The 17,142-nt window shown below is 57.7% G+C and carries 14 protein-coding genes; 4 read left to right on the top strand and 10 right to left on the bottom strand.

Annotated elements, in window-relative coordinates; genetic code table 11:
- Positions 1–5 precede the first annotated feature (5 nt).
- Both GVL52_RS12740 and GVL52_RS12735 read right to left on the bottom strand, forming a co-directional pair.
- Positions 6–1,916: a propionyl-CoA synthetase gene (locus GVL52_RS12740; protein ID WP_160007566.1), complete on the bottom strand. Its 1,911-nt coding sequence runs from the start codon at positions 1,914–1,916 to the stop codon at positions 6–8.
- Between the two features lie 82 nt (positions 1,917–1,998).
- Complete coding sequence (locus GVL52_RS12735; RefSeq protein WP_160007564.1) at positions 1,999–2,658, bottom strand: YggS family pyridoxal phosphate-dependent enzyme; 660 nt, start codon at positions 2,656–2,658, stop codon at positions 1,999–2,001.
- A gap of 197 nt (positions 2,659–2,855) precedes the next feature.
- Between GVL52_RS12735 and leuS the strand changes: the two genes are divergently transcribed.
- Genes leuS through holA form a run of 3 tightly spaced genes read left to right on the top strand, consistent with a single transcriptional unit; the run spans position 2,856 to position 7,043 of the window.
- Positions 2,856–5,486: a leucine--tRNA ligase gene (gene leuS / locus GVL52_RS12730; RefSeq protein ID WP_160007562.1), complete on the top strand. Its 2,631-nt coding sequence runs from the start codon at positions 2,856–2,858 to the stop codon at positions 5,484–5,486.
- Positions 5,476–5,997, top strand: a complete 522-nt coding sequence (lptE, locus tag GVL52_RS12725; RefSeq protein WP_160007560.1) for an LPS assembly lipoprotein LptE — start codon at positions 5,476–5,478, stop codon at positions 5,995–5,997. The genes leuS and lptE overlap by 11 nt, the downstream gene beginning before the upstream one ends.
- 11 nt (positions 5,998–6,008) lie before the next feature.
- Positions 6,009–7,043: a DNA polymerase III subunit delta gene (gene holA, locus GVL52_RS12720; protein ID WP_160007558.1), complete on the top strand. Its 1,035-nt coding sequence runs from the start codon at positions 6,009–6,011 to the stop codon at positions 7,041–7,043.
- A gap of 6 nt (positions 7,044–7,049) precedes the next feature.
- On the opposite strand, the gene GVL52_RS12715 is transcribed toward holA, so the two are convergent.
- From GVL52_RS12715 to hemE, 8 genes are all read right to left on the bottom strand, one after another.
- Positions 7,050–7,934, bottom strand: coding sequence for a ParB/RepB/Spo0J family partition protein (locus tag GVL52_RS12715; protein ID WP_160007556.1), 885 nt, complete (start codon positions 7,932–7,934; stop codon positions 7,050–7,052).
- 34 nt (positions 7,935–7,968) lie between these two features.
- Complete coding sequence (locus GVL52_RS12710; protein ID WP_160007554.1) at positions 7,969–8,763, bottom strand: ParA family protein; 795 nt, start codon at positions 8,761–8,763, stop codon at positions 7,969–7,971.
- A 19-nt stretch (positions 8,764–8,782) separates the two neighbouring features.
- Positions 8,783–9,400 (bottom strand): 16S rRNA (guanine(527)-N(7))-methyltransferase RsmG, encoded by a 618-nt coding sequence (rsmG, locus tag GVL52_RS12705; protein WP_160007552.1) that lies wholly within the window; start codon positions 9,398–9,400, stop codon positions 8,783–8,785.
- 33 nt (positions 9,401–9,433) lie between these two features.
- Positions 9,434–11,290, bottom strand: a complete 1,857-nt coding sequence (mnmG, locus tag GVL52_RS12700) for a tRNA uridine-5-carboxymethylaminomethyl(34) synthesis enzyme MnmG (RefSeq protein ID WP_160007550.1) — start codon at positions 11,288–11,290, stop codon at positions 9,434–9,436.
- Between the two features lie 104 nt (positions 11,291–11,394).
- Positions 11,395–12,708 carry a tRNA uridine-5-carboxymethylaminomethyl(34) synthesis GTPase MnmE gene (gene mnmE, locus GVL52_RS12695; RefSeq protein WP_160007548.1) on the bottom strand — a complete coding sequence of 438 codons (1,314 nt, stop codon included), beginning with the start codon at positions 12,706–12,708 and terminating at the stop codon, positions 11,395–11,397.
- Between the two features lie 152 nt (positions 12,709–12,860).
- Positions 12,861–14,126, bottom strand: a complete 1,266-nt coding sequence (rho, locus tag GVL52_RS12690; RefSeq protein ID WP_160007546.1) for a transcription termination factor Rho — start codon at positions 14,124–14,126, stop codon at positions 12,861–12,863.
- 194 nt (positions 14,127–14,320) lie between these two features.
- The gene (gene hemJ / locus GVL52_RS12685) at positions 14,321–14,857 is read right to left on the bottom strand and encodes a protoporphyrinogen oxidase HemJ (protein WP_160007544.1); all 537 of its coding nucleotides are present in this window, start codon (positions 14,855–14,857) and stop codon (positions 14,321–14,323) included.
- A gap of 2 nt (positions 14,858–14,859) precedes the next feature.
- On the bottom strand, positions 14,860–15,894 hold the full coding sequence (gene hemE, locus GVL52_RS12680) for a uroporphyrinogen decarboxylase (RefSeq protein ID WP_160007542.1): 1,035 nt from the start codon (positions 15,892–15,894) through the stop codon (positions 14,860–14,862).
- 402 nt (positions 15,895–16,296) lie between these two features.
- Between hemE and GVL52_RS12675 the strand changes: the two genes are divergently transcribed.
- Positions 16,297–17,118, top strand: a complete 822-nt coding sequence (locus GVL52_RS12675; RefSeq protein WP_160007540.1) for a pyruvate, water dikinase regulatory protein — start codon at positions 16,297–16,299, stop codon at positions 17,116–17,118.
- Positions 17,119–17,142 lie beyond the last annotated feature (24 nt).

Here is a 17,142-nt window from a genome sequence, read left to right as displayed (position 1 = left end):
TGGCGTCACATTGGCAGTGAGCCGCAACCACGCCGGCGCAGCGCCGCCGTGATCTCATCAAGCACAGCAGGATCCTCGATCGTTGCCGGCATTGTCCAGGGAAGACCATCGGCGATCTTCTGGATCGTCCCCCGCAGGATCTTGCCCGACCGTGTTTTCGGCAGACGCTCCACGGCGATAGCCGTCTTGAAGCCTGCGACGGGGCCGATCCTGTTGCGGACCAGCGCCACCACCTCCGCTTCGATGACCGATGTTTCCCGTGAAACACTTTTCTTCAGAACCAGAAAGCCGCAGGGAACCTGACCCTTGAGGGGATCTGCAATGCCGACGACCGCACATTCTGCGACATCGGGATGCGCCGCGCAAACCTCCTCCATCGCGCCGGTCGATAGCCGGTGGCCGGCGCAATTGATGATGTCGTCGGTACGCGACATGATGAAGAGATAGCCGTCATCATCGATATACCCCGCATCAGCCGTTTTGTAGAAGCCCTTGAACTCATCGAGATAGGCAGCGCGAAAACGCTCATCCGCATTCCACAATGTCGGCAGGCACCCGGGAGGAAGAGGAAGCTTGACGACGACATTGCCAAGTGTGCCGGCCGGCAGCGGATCGCCGCCATCGTCGAGCACCCGGATATCGTATCCCGGCATCGGCACGGAGGGTGAGCCGTGCTTCACTGGAAGAGCCTCCAGACCCAATGGATTGGCAACCATCGGCCAGCCGGTTTCCGTCTGCCACCAGTGATCGATCACCGGCACGCCAAGCATGCTCTCGGCCCATTTCAACGTCTCCGGATCGGCACGCTCCCCGGCCAGAAACAGCGCGCGAAAATCAGGCATCGCGAAAGCCTGGATAAACCGACCCTCGCTGTCTTCCCGGCGAATCGCCCGGAACGCCGTCGGCGCCGTAAACAGCACCCGCACCTTGTACTCGGAGATGATCCGCCAGAAGGTCCCCGCGTCAGGTGTCCCGACCGGCTTACCCTCGAACAGAACCGTCGTCGCGCCAGCCAGAAGCGGCGCATAAACGATATAGGAGTGGCCGACGACCCAGCCGATATCCGATGCCGCCCAGAAGACTTCGTCGCGTTTAAGGCCGAAGATATGTTTCATCGACCAAAGCAGGGCAACCATATGGCCGCCTGTATCCCGCACCACCCCCTTCGGCTGGCCCGTCGTTCCCGAGGTATACAGAATGTAGAGTGGATCAGTCGCCAGAACCGGAGCACAGGCCACCTCGACGCCGCGATTGCGCGCTACCGTTTCCGCAAAATCCTGATCGCGATCATCCACCATATCCGCCGCTAGCTGCGGTCGCTGCAACACCAGGCAATGCGCAGGTTTGATCGCGGCGATCGAAATCGCCTCATCGACCAACGGCTTGTAGGCAACCACCCGGCCGGGTTCCAGGCCACAGCTTGCCGTAATGATTAGTTTCGCACCCGAATCGTCGATCCGCGCTGCCAGTTCATGCGACGCGAAGCCGCCAAAAACCACAGAATGCACAGCGCCGATGCGCGCGCAGGCGAGCATCGAAAAGACCGCCTCCGGCACCATCGGCAGATAGAGAATGACCCGATCGCCCTTGCTGATCCCACATTGCTGCAGGGTCGCGGCAATCGCCTGCACTTCGATCAGGACAGCGTCATAGGTAAATGTCTGCTTGATGCCGCTGACGGGGCTGTCGTAAATGACGGCGGTGTCACCGCCGCGGCCGGCGAGAACATGCCTATCGACGCAATTGTAACAGGTGTTTGTTTCGCCACCGACAAACCAGCGTCCATATGGACCCTGATCGGATGCGAACACCTGTTCAGGCGGCTTGGACCAGGCGATGTCGTCTGCCGCCTTCTGCCAGAAGGCCAATGGATCGTCGCACCAGTCGGCATAGACCTGCCGGTAGCTTCCTCGCATCTGCTCCTCCCCAGGACACGCAAGTCATCACGTTAATCTAGGGGAGGGAGTGCCACTGAGGAAGCCCGACGAAAGCAGCGTATCAGCGTGTGCCGAAAATGGCCGATCCGACCCGAACGCTCGTCGCACCAAACGCAACGGCGAGTTCGTAGTCACCGGACATGCCCATCGATAGCTTCTCGACGCCGCATGATTTCGCAAGCTTCGCCAACAGGGCAAAATGCGGCCCCGGATTTTCATCGGCGGGCGGAATGCACATCAACCCATCGATGCCGAGGCCTAACTCCCCACGGCACAAGGCAACGAAGGCAACCGTATCGTCAGGCGCAATGCCTGCCTTCTGCGGCTCGAGACCGGTATTGACCTGGACGTAGAGGCGAGGGGACTTGCCCTGCCGCTTCATCTCGTCGGCCAGCGCGCGCGCGATCTTTTCGCGGTCAACCGTTTCGATCACATCGAACAGCGCCACGGCTTCCGCAGCCTTGTTCGACTGCAGCGGGCCGATCAGGTGAAGCTCGATACCCGACGTCTCCGCTTTCAGCTCCGGCCACTTGCCCTGGCTTTCCTGAACCCGGTTTTCCCCGAACACGCGCTGTCCAGCCGCAATGGCCGGCCGAATCTGCTCGGCATCGAATGTCTTCGACACGGCAACAAGCTGCGTTGAACCCGCAGCACGACCAACGTCACGCTCTGCAACCGCGATCCGCGCGCGTACATCGTCCAGTCGCTCTTGAAGTTCCATCGTTGCGCCTCGGCAAATTTTCGAAAGATGAAAATGACCTAAACGGCCGGTCTATGATTGCCAAGGCCCGCAGGCTCGAAATTATCACACTCCGAGCGGGATCGGACGCGAACAGCGGCTGCAAAACTTGACGCTACGGTGGTTTCATGGTGAAGGTCACCCCCAACTTCCCTTGATTTTCCGGAAATACCAATACCATGGCTACCGAACGTTATAACCCGCGCGATTCCGAGCCTCGCTGGCAGCAAAAGTGGAACGAAGAGAAGGTCTTCGAGACCGACAATGCCGATCCGCGCGAGAAGTACTACGTGCTGGAGATGTTCCCTTATCCGTCCGGCCGCATCCATATGGGCCACGTCCGCAACTATGCGATGGGCGATGTCGTCGCCCGCTACAAGCGCGCCCGCGGCTATAACGTGCTGCATCCGATGGGCTGGGACGCTTTCGGCATGCCGGCCGAAAACGCCGCCATGGAGCGCAATGTTCACCCCGCTGCCTGGACCTACCAGAACATCGCCTCGATGAAGGCACAACTGAAGGCCATGGGCCTGTCGCTCGACTGGAGTCGCGAGTTCGCGACCTGCGACGTCGAATACTACCAGCACCAGCAGCACATGTTTGTCGATTTCCTGGAAAAGGGTCTGGTCTATCGCAAGCAGTCGAAGGTCAACTGGGATCCGGTCGATAACACCGTTCTCGCCAACGAACAGGTCATCGACGGTCGCGGCTGGCGCTCGGGTGCGCTGGTCGAGCAGCGCGAACTGACCCAGTGGTTCTTCAAGATCACCGACTTCAGCCAGGATCTGCTGGACGCTCTGGACGATCTCGATCAGTGGCCTGAAAAGGTCCGTCTGATGCAGAAGAACTGGATCGGCCGCTCCGAGGGCATGACGATCCGCTGGGAAATCGTCGCAGAGACGGCGCCCGCCGGCGAAACAGAAGTAACGGTCTACACCACCCGGCCGGATACGCTGTTTGGCGCGTCCTTCCTGGCGATCTCCGCTGACCATCCGCTCGCAAAGGATGCTGCGGCGAAGAATCCGGCTATCGAAGCCTTTTGCGACGAGGTTCGCCGCGCCGGCACATCGCTGGCTGCTCTGGAGACTGCCGAGAAGAAGGGCATCGACACCGGCATCCGCGTCAAGCATCCGCTCGACCCTTCGTGGGAATTGCCGGTCTACATCGCAAACTTCGTGCTGATGGATTATGGCACGGGCGCCATCTTCGGTTGCCCTGCCGGCGATCAGCGCGACCTCGATTTCGCGCGCAAGTACGATCTGCCTGTTGTTCCGATCGTGATGCCGAGGGATGGCGACGCCGCAACCTTTACTGTCAGTGACGTCGCTTACGATGGCGACGGCGTGATGATCAATTCGCGCTTCCTTGACGGCAAGACGACCGATGAAGCGTTCGGCATCATTGCCGATCGTCTTTCGTCAGCCTCGCTGGGCAATGCGCCTCAGGGCGAGCGGAAGGTCAATTTCCGCTTGCGCGACTGGGGCATTTCCCGCCAGCGCTATTGGGGTTGCCCGATCCCGGTCATCCATTGCCAGGATTGCGGTGTCGTGCCGGTTCCTAAGAAGGATCTGCCGGTCAAGCTGCCCGAAGATGTGACCTTCGACCAGCCCGGAAATCCGCTTGATCGGCACCCGACCTGGCGCCATGTGGCATGTCCGAATTGTGGCAAGGATGCCCGTCGCGAGACTGACACGATGGACACTTTCGTCGATTCGAGCTGGTACTTCACCCGCTTCACCGCGCCGTGGGAAAACAAGCCGACCGATTTCGCCGCTGCAAATCGCTGGCTGCCTGTAGACCAGTATATCGGCGGTATCGAACACGCGATCCTGCATTTGCTGTATTCGCGCTTCTTCACGCGCGCCATGCGCGCGACGGGCCACGTCGATGTGAAGGAGCCCTTCAAGGGCCTGTTCACCCAGGGCATGGTCGTTCATGAGACCTACAGCCGTGGCTCCGGCATGACCCGCGAGTGGGTTGCTCCTGCAGATATCAGGATCGAAGAACTGGACGGGAAGCGCCAGGCGTTCCTGCTCTCCAGCGATGAAGAGATTTCCATCGGCTCGATCGAGAAGATGTCGAAGTCGAAGAAGAACGTCGTCGATCCCGATGACATCATCGCCTCCTACGGCGCCGACACCGCCCGCTTCTTCGTACTCTCGGACTCACCGCCGGAACGTGACGTCATCTGGTCCGAGTCCGGCGTCGAGGGCGCCCACCGCTTCACCCAGCGTCTCTGGCGCCTGATCTCGGAAGCTGCACAATCCATGAGCGGTGTTGTTGCGATGCCGGCTAAGGATGGGGACGCGCTGGCGATCTCTCAGCTTGCACATAGGACGCTGAAAGCCGTCCAGAACGACTACGACAAGCTGTGGTTCAACAAGGCCGTGGCGCGTATCTATGAGCTTGTGAACGCCATTGCAGGACCACTGACAACCGTGGCAGCAGGAAAAGCGACTCCGCAATACAGTGCTGCAGTGCGCGATGCCGCCGAAATCCTAGTGCAGCTTGTCGCGCCAATGACGCCGCATCTTGCCGAAGAGTGCTGGGCAGTACTCGGACACCAGGGCCTCCTCGCCCAGGCACCTTGGCCGCAGTATGACGAAAGCCTGGTCATCGAAAACGACGTCGTATTGCCGGTACAGATCAACGGCAAGAAGCGCGCCGAATTGACAATTTCTCGCGACGCAGATCAAAATACGGTCAGCGATGCCGCTCTTGCCTTGGATGATGTCAAGCGTGTGCTCAATGGCCAGGCGCCGAAGAAGATTATCGTGGTTCCGCAAAGGATTGTGAACATTGTCGTTTAATATCGCTCCCAAGCTGGCTCGCTGCGCGGGGATTGCCGCAATGCTGGCAACCACGGTCCTTCTGGCGTCCTGCCAAGTGCGCCCACTCTATTCCGAAGCGTCCGGCGTCGCAGGAAAGCTGGCGTCGGTCGAATTTTCCGAAGCTGGATCACGCGTCGAGCAGGAGGTCCGTAACCGCCTGATCTTCCTCGCATCGCGTGGTGCCGGCGAACCTGACAAGGCGGACTACAAGGTCGAGTTGAACGCCCGATCGAGCGTCATCGATACACTCTTGGTGGCTTCGTCCGACGAATCGCGCGCAGGTCGCACAACGGTCAGCGTTGACTACACGCTGAAGTCCAACAAGGATGGTCATGTGATCCGGGCAGGCCATCAATCCGCAACCGCCCTGATCGATTTCCCGGCCCAGGAATTTGCCAAGCAACGCGCCATTCGTGACTCTGAGGATCGCGCTGCTCGTCAAGTGGCCGAATTTGTTGCCGCCGATATCGCTGCGGCACTCGGCCGCTGAGGAGCGGTTAGGTGGCGGAGATAAAGTCGCATGAATTCGAAGGGTTTCTTGAGAAATCCTCCCGCCACTATCAGATATTTGTCGTTTATGGGCCGGATCGAGGGCTGGTGTCCGAGCGCGCCGGTCTCATAGCGGCGAAGACCGGGGTCGATCTGACGGACCCTTTTTCGCTGATAAAACTTGATATAGGTGATCTGCAAAAGGATCAGGGACGCCTACTCGATGAGGCAGGTGCGATAGGGCTATTCGGCGGCGATAAGCTGATCTGGATCCGTGGCGCCGCCAACGAGAAGTACCTCGTTGAGGCGCTGCAGTCCCTGGCCCAGAAGCCCCCGGAGGCGACCTTCATCATTGTTGAAGCAGGCGACCTGAAGAAGGGGTCCCTGCTGCGCAAGGCAGGCGAATCCGCCCGCAGCATCATGGCGATCCCCTGCTACGCCGACGATACCCGCGCCTTGAACAGCCTCATAGACGCCGAACTTGCGGGCGCCGGCCTACGGATATCAACGGGAGCCCGTCAGGCGCTCCTGGAGCTTATTGGTGGCGATAGGATTGCCTCAAGGAATGAGCTGAAGAAGCTTGCGCTCTATTGCCTGAACCTCGAACTGATCGAGGAGCATCACGTCACCGAGATTATTGGCGATGCCAGCGCTGTATCTGTCGATGATGCCGTCGATGCGATCCTGGGTGGCAACACCGGCAATTTTCTTCATGCCATGCAGAAAATCACGGCATCCAAAACGTCCATCTTTCTTGTTATACAGGCCTGCCTACGACAGTTTCAGCTGATGGACACTATGCGGGCTGAGATGGAAGAAAAACGCGTTCCTGCATCGCAGGTGATGCAAACGCTCGGCCGTCACCTTCACTTCAAGCGCAAGCCCATCATTGAGCAGGCATTGCGCGCATGGTCAGCAGAGGCTCTTGCGCGTGAAACAAACCGCCTGCAAGCGGCCATCTTGCAAACCAGACGACGCGCTGCATTGGAAGACACGATCGCCCTGCAGACATTGCTCTCAACCACGCTGCAATCCGGCAGAAAATAGCTTCGCCTAACGACGCTCGAGCAATCGGCAGATTTCTTCCAATTGATCCAATGACTTATAGGAAATTCGGATCTGCCCGCCATTGGCCTTGTGATTGATTATAACGTCAAGTCCGAGGGTATCAGACAGCGTCCGCTCCAAAGCGATCGTATCGGAGTCCTTTTGGTCACGCTGGTGCCCAGCCGTCTTTGGCTCGGACTGCGCCTTTATGTCGTTCTGCGCCAGACGTTCCGCATCGCGTACCGACATACCCTTGGACACGATCGTGCGGGCCAGCACGGTCGGATCGGAGGTGGAAACGAGCGCGCGCGCGTGCCCGGCAGAAAGACTACCGGCTGCCAGCAGGTCGCGTACAGGTTCCGGCAGCTTCAAAAGCCGGAGAGAATTGGCAACGTGGCTGCGGCTCTTACCGATGATCTCGCCGAGGTCGTTTTGCGTATATCCATAATCTGCGATCAGTTGCTCATAGCCGAGCGCCTCTTCCAAAGCATTCAGATCAGACCGCTGAACGTTTTCGACGATTGCAATCTCGAGAGCTGTCTTGTCGTCGACATCGCGAACGATGACCGGGATTTCGACGAGCCCAGCCAGCTGAGCCGCGCGCCAACGTCTTTCGCCGGCTATGATTTCGTATCTGCTGTCAGCAAGCGTCCTGACCACGACCGGCTGAACGATACCATGCTGTCTGATCGAGCTCGCAAGGTCGTGCAGCTCGCCATCATCGAAAAACCGCCGAGGGTTGCGAGGGTTGCGGGTAATGAACTCGATCGGAATCAGCCGGTCGGCACTGACCGACCGCTGATTGGCGTCCACCGGCACCGGCTGGTCCATCTCGCCTATCAGCGCAGCCAGCCCGCGTCCCAACCTTCTCTTCGAGACATCATCATTCATCGCAAGACACTCACACTGCGGGTAAAAACGTCACTCAAGCTGCCAGACGCTGGCGCTCTCGCTGGATCACTTCGGATGCAAGTTGCAGATAGGCCTGACTGCCCGCACACTTCAAATCATATAGAATTGCAGGCTTGCCGTAGGAAGGCGCCTCCGAGACACGGACATTCCTCGGTATCAGAGTGTGATACACCTTCTCACCCAGATGGGTCCGAACATCGTTCACCACTTGCTGCGCCAAATTATTCCGGGAGTCGAACATCGTCAGAACGATACCCTGGATATCCAGCTGCGGATTGACACTCCGGCGAACCTGATCGACGGTCTCCAGCAACTGACTCAACCCCTCAAGCGCAAAGAACTCACACTGAAGTGGAACCAGCACAGAATGCGCCGCCGCCATGGCATTCATCGTCAACAGATTGAAAGAAGGCGGGCAATCGACCAGAATATAGGAGAACTGAAAAGCCTCCTTCTCAGCCAATGCCTTCTTCAACTTGAAGACACGATCGCTCTGTTGCGCGATCTCCATCTCGATCCCCAGGAGATCCATGGTCGATGGTACGATAGACAGATTGGGGACCGCGGTCTGCTGCACAACATCCAGAATGCCGTGATCACCAATCAACAGGTCATAGGATGAAAGCTTACGGTTCTTCCGGTCAATCCCGAGCCCGGTGCTTGCATTGCCCTGCGGATCGAGATCAACGATGAGGACCCGTTCACCGATGGCTGCGAGCGCAGTCGCCAGGTTGATGGCCGTCGTTGTCTTTCCGACGCCACCCTTCTGATTTGCGATGGTAATAATCCGATTTCGTTCAGCAACCATTGTCGCAATGCCCGATCTGTTAAACCAAACGCTGGAGATTAAATACTTCTAGCACGACTGAATCCTGCTCGACAGCGCTTTTATGCTCTACCAGATCAAACTGCCAGCGGCCATGTGCTTTCGCGATCTCGGATCGGTAGTCCCTGCCTTTATGGAAGTACGACCGCATTTCCGCGTTTCGCTGAGCAAATGGCTCGACATAGTCGAACAACAGATCCAACTCGGCAAGAGCCCTGGCAGACGCAAAGTCGCAGACCGGGACCGCAGCCGCGGCATCTTCGATCCGGATCGGATGAACGGAGCCTCGGCCGCCGGTCTCTCTCAACGCAGCGCGGAGAAAAGCTGCCTTCTTATTGTTGCTCTCCACCAGATGGACCCATCCTTCGCCGAGCTCAGCGAGGAAAATGGCCGTCACCACACCGGGGAACCCACCGCCGCTACCCAGATCCACCCAGCTTTTGCCGACCGGCTGCAGCTGAAATATCTGAGCGCTATCGGCTACATGACGCCGCCAGGCATCTCCGACGGTTGACGGCGCCGTCAGATTGATCGCCTTGCTCCATTTCTGGAACAAAGTCACAAAGTGTTCAAGACGCTCCTGTGTTTCACGTGAAACACGCCGGCCGTTCAAATCCATAGGGGGACTCTCTAATCGTGTAAGTGCAAAAAATCAGGCAGCAGCGTCCGCTCGCCGCAGATGAACCAACAGCAGAGAAATGGCAGCTGGGGTCATTCCGTCGATACGTGAAGCCTGTGCTACATCATAAGGTCGCACCTTCTCCAACTTATGCTTCAACTCGTTGGACAGTCCAGCCAGCCGATCGAAGTCAAAGTCCGACGGGATCAGCCGGGTCTCATCACGCTTGATATGCGCCACATCCGCCTGCTGCCGCTGCATATAGACCGCATAGTTCGCCTCGATCTCCAAAGCTTCCCCAGCCCGCGAATCGATCGCATCCAACTCCGGCCAAGCGGCCTTCAGATCAGACAGTTCAAAGTCGGGGAACGACAAAAGCTCATAGGCGGTCCGCCTCTGACCGTCGAGATTGAGCTTCAAACCAACGCGACGTGCTTCATTCGGGGTGACCGAGAGAGAAGACAACAGGGCCCGCCCGGCATCGAGTGCCGTCGAATAACGTTCGAACCTGTCCTGCCGCACCGCTGACGCAATGCCCAATCGTATGGCCATCGGCGTCAGCCTGACGTCCGCATTGTCGGCGCGTAGCGAAAGCCGGTACTCAGCCCTCGACGTAAACATACGATAAGGCTCGGCGACCCCACGAGATGTCAAATCATCAATCATCACGCCAATGTAGGAATCGGTTCGGCTGAAACGAACCGCCTCATCACCGGACGCAAGCCGAGCTGCATTCAACCCCGCAACCAGACCCTGCGCGGCTGCCTCTTCATAACCGGTGGTGCCGTTGATCTGTCCTGCCAGAAAGAGACCCCGAAGCTTTTTCACTTCAAGAGACGGCTTGAGTTCGCGCGGATCGACATGGTCGTATTCGATTGCATAGCCAGGCTGCAGAATATCAACGTGCTCCAAACCCGGTATTGTACGGATGAACTGTTCCTGGACCTCAGCCGGGAGCGACGTCGATATACCATTGGGATAAACAGTATCGTCATCCAATCCCTCCGGCTCCAGGAAAACTTGATGACCGTCACGTTCCCCAAATTTCACCAACTTGTCTTCGATCGATGGGCAATAGCGCGGCCCGACACCCTCGATCTGCCCGGAATACATCGCCGATCGCTTGAGGTTTTCGACAATGATCCGATGCGTGGCCTCTGTTGTCCGCGTCACACCGCAATCGATCTGCGGATTGGAAATTCGGTCCGTCATGAACGAGAAGGGGACAGCATCTTCGTCCGCACTCTGCCGACCAACGCCCGCCCAATCGATCGTCTTGCCATTCAAGCGCGCGGGAGTGCCCGTTTTCAGACGCCCCAGTCGCAGCCCTAAGCCCAGCAATGTCTTCGACAAGCCGAGCGAAGGCTCTTCGCCCACGCGGCCGGCCGGGATTTTCTGGTCGCCAATATGGATCAAACCACGCAGGAATGTACCTGTCGTCAAAACCACCGCACCCGTACTGAGAATCCGGCTATCTTTCATAACGACGGCGGCAACGCGCCCGTCTTTGATAGAGAGGTCGAAAGCATCGCCTTCAATAATTGTCAAGTTCGGAATTGACGAGATCTCAGCGAGCATCGCTTCACGATAGAGTTTTCGGTCCGCCTGCGTCCGAGGACCACGGACGGCGGGACCCTTCTTGCGATTGAGCATTCGGAACTGAATGCCTCCGGAATCCGCGACGCGGCCCATCAGACCATCCAGGGCATCGATTTCTCGCACCAGATGACCTTTCCCCAAACCGCCGATTGCAGGATTGCAGGACATGATACCGATCGTATCTTTTCTGTGGGTGACCAAAGCGGTGCTGGCGCCTGTTCGCGCTGCCGCGGCGGCAGCTTCACAGCCCGCATGCCCGCCACCAATGACGATGACATCGAAGGTATTCATTCGAGTGCTCCTGAGATCGGTTGGTGATGCGGTAAGGCAAGGCTGGAGTCAAGATGTTTCACGTGAAACCTAGTGTTTCGCCCATCCAGGGTGTTTCACGTGAATCATTTGCCGATACAGAATTCGCCGAAGATCACATCCAAAAGGCTCTCCACATCCACGCGGCCGGTGATGCGGCCAAGCGCCATTCCGGCCGATCTCAAGTCCTCGGCCCTGAGAGCCAGATCGCGTTTGCGGTCAGAAAGCGATCTGTCGATCGCAGCTATACATTCCGTTAGCGAATCGTTGTGACGGGCCCGCGTCGGGATCGCCAATGAATGCGGCGGTATCTTAGCCCGCAGCAGTTCGCCGATCATTCGCCTCAACTGATCAAGGCCGTCAGCGGTTTCCGTTGAGACGCACAAATCATAGCGCCTCAAACTAGCGCGATGCAGATCTGCCTTTGTACCGATCAATACTGCCCCGTTAGGTACCACTTCATCAGACGATGCGACGGACGAGTCCTCGACATACAGTAATAGATCCGCTTCGCCTATTGCATGATACGCCCGGCGAATTCCCTCGCGCTCCACAATTTCCGCGGTCTCTCGCAGGCCGGCTGTATCGTAGAGTTTGACCAGGAAGCCGTCGATATCCAGATCCGCGGTCAATACGTCACGAGTCGTTCCGGCGATATCCGTGACGATGGCAATGTCTCGCCGGGCAAGCGCATTCATCAGGCTTGACTTACCGGCGTTCGGACGTCCGGCAATCACCACCTTAAAGCCATCTCTGATGATCTCGCCCGCCGTTCCCAGCTTCAGATGCTCTTGGATCTCCCGGGCAAGTAGCGACATGTCCGACCAGACCTGATCGGAAACAGAGCCAGGAACATCATCCTCATCGGGAAAATCCAGCTCCGCCTCGATCAGTGCCCGCCCGCGCGTCAAACGATCCGCCCAGGAATTATACATTGCGGAGAGTCCGCCAGAGCTATGCTCAACGGCAAGCCTGCGCTGCATCTCCGTTTCAGCGGAAATCAGATCGGCAAGGCCCTCAATCTCAAGGAGATCCAGCTTTCCATTGTCGAAAGCGCGACGAGAAAACTCACCCGCTGCCGCTTGCCGAAGGTTATCATGGGAACTGAGTTCTCTGTAGACGGCATCAACGACAGCGCGACCTCCGTGCAGATGAAACTCCAGAACATCTTCGCCAGTAAATGACTGTGGTCCGGGAAAGAACAGGACCAGACCAATATCCAGTACCTCACCGTTACGGCTACGAATCTTTCTCAGGCAGGCATGGCGGGGAGGAACCGCCGCCGGCACCATCCGCGCCAGAATGTCCCTGACATCAGGGCCGCTCAACCGGATGACGGCAACACCAGAGGGGACAGCGCCACTCGATAGGGCAAAGATGGTTTGCGAAGACGCACCCATGAATGAACGCTCCAATTGATACGAGACCGAATCGATTGCCGAACGATATCTGGCGAACGACGCGACAAACCTTCGGCGTGTCGAAGACACGAGGCAGAACGAAAAAAGCCGGCCATGACAGGCCGGCTCTTCGGGTGGAATCCGGCTAATGATTAGGTATTCATCGATTCGAAGAAGTCGGAGTTGCTCTTCGTCTGCTTCAACTTGTCGATCAGGAACTCGATAGCATCGGTCGTCCCCATCGGCGCCAGGATGCGGCGCAATACGAAGATCTTCTGCAGGTCCTGACGTGGAACAAGCAGATCTTCCTTACGCGTGCCGGACTTGAGGATATCCATGGACGGGAAGATGCGCTTGTCGGCGACCTTGCGGTCAAGCACGATTTCCGAGTTGCCGGTGCCCTTGAATTCTTCGAAAATGACCTCGTCCATGCGGCTGCCGGTGTCGATCAGCGCTGTCGCAATGATCGTCAGAGAACCACCTTCTTCGATGTTGCGGGCAGCACCGAAGAAGCGCTTCGGGCGCTGGAGAGCGTTGGCATCAACACCACCAGTGAGCACCTTGCCGGACGACGGAACAACAGTGTTGTAGGCGCGACCAAGGCGCGTGATGGAATCGAGCAGGATGACAACATCACGGCCGTGCTCGACAAGGCGCTTGGCCTTCTCGATGACCATCTCGGCGACCTGGACGTGGCGCGTCGCCGGCTCATCAAAGGTCGAGGACACCACTTCGCCTTTCACCGACCGTTGCATATCCGTCACTTCTTCCGGACGTTCGTCGATCAGCAGCACGATGAGATAGCACTCTGGATGGTTTGCGGTAATCGAATGCGCAATGTTCTGCAAAAGCACGGTCTTGCCGGTGCGCGGCGGCGCCACGATCAGGCCACGCTGGCCTTTGCCGAGTGGTGCCACCAGATCGATGACGCGTGACGACAAATCTTTCGTCGTCGGAATTTCCAGCTCCATCTTGAAGCGCTCATTCGGGTAAAGCGGCGTCAGATTGTCGAAATGGACCTTGTGGCGGATCTTTTCAGGATCGTCGAAATTGATCGTGTTGACCTTCAGCAAGGCAAAATAGCGCTCGCCTTCCTTGGGCCCGCGGATCGGACCTTCGACGGTATCGCCGGTCTTCAGCGAGAAACGACGGATCTGCGACGGGGAGATATAAATATCATCCGGACCCGGCAGATAATTGGCATTGGCGGAGCGCAGGAAGCCGAAGCCGTCCTGCAGCACTTCAACCACGCCTTCGCCGATAATTTCCACATCCTGGCTGGCAAGAACCTTGAGTATCGCAAACATCAGCTCCTGTTTGCGCATGGTGCTGGCGTTTTCTACCTCGAGCGATTCGGCAAATGCCAGAATATCCGTCGGGGATTTACTCTTAAGTTCCTGAAGCTTCATTTCAGACATGAAGTGACCATTACTCTATAATTTTGAGGGGAAAGGCGATGTCGAGGTGGTAATCGGTCCTGCGAGGAATCCGCAGACGATTGAACTTTACATACATGCCACAAGGATGAAGTGAACGGAAAATAGCGAGTCACACACGTCGCCGCAAGGGGGATGCTTAAAATGAAACAAATTTAACCGACGGCCAGGCTGCGTCAAAATGGCTTCACAACAACCAGGATCACGATCACGATCATCAGAACCGTCGGCGCCTCGTTCATGAACCGCCAGTAGCGCGCAGAACGTCGGTTCTCGTCACGCTCGAATGCTTTCACTGCACGGCTGAAGAACACATGCACGGCGGTCAGCAGCACCACAAGCCCGATCTTCGCGTGCAACCATCCGCCCTGAAAACCGTAGACCGACCACGACAGGTACAGACCAAAAATCCAGGTCAGCATCATCGCGGGGTTCATGATCACCTTCAGCAGGCGGCGTTCCATCACCTTGAATGTCTCGGACTGGATGGAACCGGGCTCGGCGTCGGTGTGATAGATAAACAGCCGGGGCATGTAGAACAGCCCGGCCATCCAGGAAATCACCGCAATGATGTGAAGTGCCTTGATCCAGAGGTAAAGCGTATCCGGATTCCAGACGAAAAGGCCAACGGCGAGGAGCGCAAAGAATGCGATTGCGATAAAAGCGCGCCGGCGGGCATAGGCACCCGGTTTCTCGTCGATCTGTCGTTCCATCTTCAGGCCCTTCCGCCGCGAACACGCTCGACCAGCAGCCTGACATTCTCGGGATCGGCCTGCGGGGTAATGCCGTGCCCGAGATTGAAGATCAGCGGCCCGTTGCCAAGCCGCTGCAGGATATCGTCGATACCCTCCTCGAGCGCAACACCGCCAGCGACCATTCGCATGGGATCCAGATTTCCTTGGACAGGACCATCCTTCTGCAACTCCACCGCAAAGTCGAGCGGCACAGACCAATCGAGACCGATGGCATCCGCCTTGGTCTTCTGCCGGTAATCCTTCAGCAGATAACCAGCGCCTTTCGCAAAAGCGATGATTTTCGCCTTCGGCCGACGGGCCTTGACCGAGGCGATCATTCGCGCCACCGGCTTGACAGCAAATGCCTGGAACTCACGTTCGCCGAGCACGCCTGCCCAGGAATCGAAAATCTGCACGGCATCGGCACCGGCGTCGATCTGCGCCACCAGGTAGTCGGCCGAAACATCGGCCAGCAACATCAGTAAATCTTCGAAAGCTTTCGGATGCCGATAAGCGAACAAGCGGGCAGGGGCTTGGTCCGGTGTCCCGTGGCCGGCGATCATGTAAGTCGCAACGGTCCAGGGAGCGCCACAGAAGCCCAGCAAGGTCGTCTCCTGTGGTAGCTCCCCACGAAGACGCCTGACGCTCTCCAGCACCGGCGCCAGGTGCTCCAAAACGCGGTCTCCATCCAGACCTGCAATCCCATCGACGTCGATGGGATCCATCTCAGGTCCGTGGCCTTCGGTGAAACGAACATTGCGCTTCATAGCATCCGGTATCACCAGAATGTCGGAAAACAGAATGGCAGCATCAAAAGCAAAACGACGGATCGGCTGGAGCGTGACTTCGACGGCATGATCCGGGGTGTAACAGAGATCGAGAAAACTTCCGGCCTTGGCTCTCACCTGCCGATACTCCGGCAGATACCGACCGGCCTGCCGCATCAGCCAGATTGGCGGTGGGCTCAGAGTTTCCCCCTCCAAAACCTGGATTACCTTCCGGCGCATTTCGCTCAAGCGCTTCTTCCCTATAAAAAAACAAAGATCTTTCTAAGGTTTCTATTTCTTAGAGTCGGTGACTATCAAGGATTAAAATCCATCCACGCCCGATACCATTTGTCACTCAGAGGCCGCCGATGCGGGAGAGTTAGTGACGCAATCTCCAAAAGATCGTGGATCACGCGAAAACAGCCAAGGATTCCAATTCGATGCGCTGGTCAGAGAAATCACCCGTCCTGTGGACAAGCTGTGGGTATCATAGAGTGAGATGAAAGCTTTCCACAGAACCAACAGCCCCCTTCCAGTCCGCTCCCGAGAATCCGAAATGTGGAAAACTAGGCATGTTTTCCCTTGCCTTACCCCTGCCGGCTCCCGTAGCTCTCCGTCATCCAGTGTTTTCAACAGGCAGCGGAAAATAGCGTGGAGAACCGAACGAACTTCTTCCATCTGCATCTGATTTCTGACTCAACGGGGGAAACACTGATCTCGGCCGGGCGCGCAGCATCGGCCCAGTTCAAGTCCTCGCAGCCGATCGAGCATGTGTACCCGCTGATCCGCAATCGAAAGCAGCTCCTGACCGTCCTGCAGGCGATCGACAGCGAACCGGGCATCGTTCTCTACACGATCGTCGATCGCGAGCTCGCCACCCTGATCGATGAGCGTTGCCGCGAAATGGGCGTCGCATCGGTGAATGTGCTCGAACCGGTGCTGAACGCATTTCAGATTTATCTTGGTGCGCCGTCGCTTCGCCGCGTCGGCGCCCAGCATGTCATGAATGCGGGATACTTCGCGCGCATCGAGGCACTCAACTTCACCATGGACCATGACGACGGCCAGATGCCGGATGACTATAATGACGCCGACGTCGTCATCATCGGCATCAGCCGCACCTCGAAGACACCGACGAGCATCTATCTCGCCAATCGCGGTATCAAGACCGCCAACATCCCTGTCGTCCATGGCGTGCCGCTTCCTGAAAGTCTGTTCGAAACCACCAAGCCTCTGATCGTCTGCCTTATCGCGACGACCGATCGTATCTCGCAGGTCCGTGAAAATCGCATTCTCGGAGCGACGCCCGGCTTTGATCGGGGCGATTACACCGATCGCGCCGCGATATCGGAAGAGCTCAAATATGCACGCTCACTCTGCGCGCGTCACAACTGGCCGATGATCGACGTGACCCGCCGCTCCATCGAGGAGACCGCCGCCGCGATCGTTGCTCTCCGCCCGAAGCTGCGTTAAGCGCTGCGGCAATCAACTGCGCCG

Origin of the sequence: Rhizobium sp. 18055 (assembly GCF_902706285.1) — a bacterium.
Lineage (GTDB): Bacteria > Pseudomonadota > Alphaproteobacteria > Rhizobiales > Rhizobiaceae > Rhizobium.
This window is presented reverse-complemented; position numbering and strand designations above follow the sequence as displayed.

Excerpts from the sequence above, each read along its gene's own strand:
- GVL52_RS12740 (WP_160007566.1), bottom strand. The coding sequence starts at position 1,916 with ATGCGAGGAAGCTACCGGCAGGTCTATGCCGACTGGTGCGACGATCCA.
- GVL52_RS12735 (WP_160007564.1), bottom strand. The coding sequence starts at position 2,658 with ATGGAACTTCAAGAGCGACTGGACGATGTACGCGCGCGGATCGCGGTT.
- leuS (WP_160007562.1), top strand. The coding sequence starts at position 2,856 with ATGGCTACCGAACGTTATAACCCGCGCGATTCCGAGCCTCGCTGGCAG.
- GVL52_RS12715 (WP_160007556.1), bottom strand. The coding sequence starts at position 7,934 with ATGAATGATGATGTCTCGAAGAGAAGGTTGGGACGCGGGCTGGCTGCG.
- GVL52_RS12710 (WP_160007554.1), bottom strand. The coding sequence starts at position 8,763 with ATGGTTGCTGAACGAAATCGGATTATTACCATCGCAAATCAGAAGGGT.
- rsmG (WP_160007552.1), bottom strand. The coding sequence starts at position 9,400 with ATGGATTTGAACGGCCGGCGTGTTTCACGTGAAACACAGGAGCGTCTT.
- mnmG (WP_160007550.1), bottom strand. The coding sequence starts at position 11,290 with ATGAATACCTTCGATGTCATCGTCATTGGTGGCGGGCATGCGGGCTGT.
- mnmE (WP_160007548.1), bottom strand. The coding sequence starts at position 12,708 with ATGGGTGCGTCTTCGCAAACCATCTTTGCCCTATCGAGTGGCGCTGTC.
- rho (WP_160007546.1), bottom strand. The coding sequence starts at position 14,126 with ATGTCTGAAATGAAGCTTCAGGAACTTAAGAGTAAATCCCCGACGGAT.
- hemJ (WP_160007544.1), bottom strand. The coding sequence starts at position 14,857 with ATGGAACGACAGATCGACGAGAAACCGGGTGCCTATGCCCGCCGGCGC.